This is a genomic window from Bradyrhizobium sp. 137, from assembly GCF_023074095.1.
Classification (GTDB): domain Bacteria; phylum Pseudomonadota; class Alphaproteobacteria; order Rhizobiales; family Xanthobacteraceae; genus Bradyrhizobium.
In genome coordinates this window covers 1-795 of sequence record NZ_JADPKU010000008.1, presented here as the reverse complement: position 1 = coordinate 795, position 795 = coordinate 1, and the positions used below count along the sequence as shown (strand labels likewise).

Sequence of the window (795 nt, the reverse complement as noted above, 5' to 3'; positions counted from 1 at the left end):
CGCGCAAAGGCCGGACATATGACCGCACCGTCCCAATGTGTGAATCGATTGAAAAAGCTCTTGCCACGCGGGCCGTTCCACATATGGGGGCAAGGTCACCGGCTCTAAAGCGTCTCGGCACACCGGGCGATCGTCACTTTAATCCATTAATGCCGATCTCCCGAACGGCAGAAGCAGCGCTAGCTAAATCGATCAACTGCAAAACCTGGAATCTCGCGCACCACTCTGCTGGCGTCACCTTCTCGAGCCAGATTTGAAGACCTGCGTCAGCCGTGAAAGATTCGCGGGCAGTTTGTCATCCGCGTTGACGGTTCGGAGGAGGTGCCAGAGAGTAGCGAGATTACTTGTTACCACCGATACGCTCCTCGAGCGGAGCGATCCCTCGCAGCCAACCGAAGTCTGTGCAACTAATGAACACACCGTCAGCATCATCAGGTACTTGGGCTGCTACCCAATCGTTGATGGGCTGCCAACAATCATCCTGAAGGGTGGTCCGCAGATCGAACCCGCACGCGTGGAACGCGATACCAAAGCCGTTGCTCCGAAGAAACATTACGAGACGGTTGGAGAGCCATTCATCGTAGGGAGTAAAGACCGCGGCCTTCCGCACAGCAAGTGCATGAAGCGACGCCAGCACCCCTCCGGAAGTTGTGACAGCAGGCAGGCCAGACGCCTCTTCCATCACCTTTACAACGCTTCGATCGCTCTTCGCTGACGCGCTGGCGCCAGCGGATGGGCGAGGAGAAGCTGCAGGCTTTGCTGCAGGAGAGCCTTTCGGTTGCCACCAAGACCGAG

1 protein-coding gene is annotated in these 795 nt (G+C 57.4%); it reads left to right on the top strand.

What is annotated here, in order from left to right; translation table 11 throughout:
• A partial coding sequence (locus IVA78_RS01820) for a hypothetical protein (protein WP_247463954.1) occupies positions 1–257 on the top strand: 257 nt, incomplete at its 5' end.
• Between the last annotated feature and the right edge of the window lie 538 nt (positions 258–795).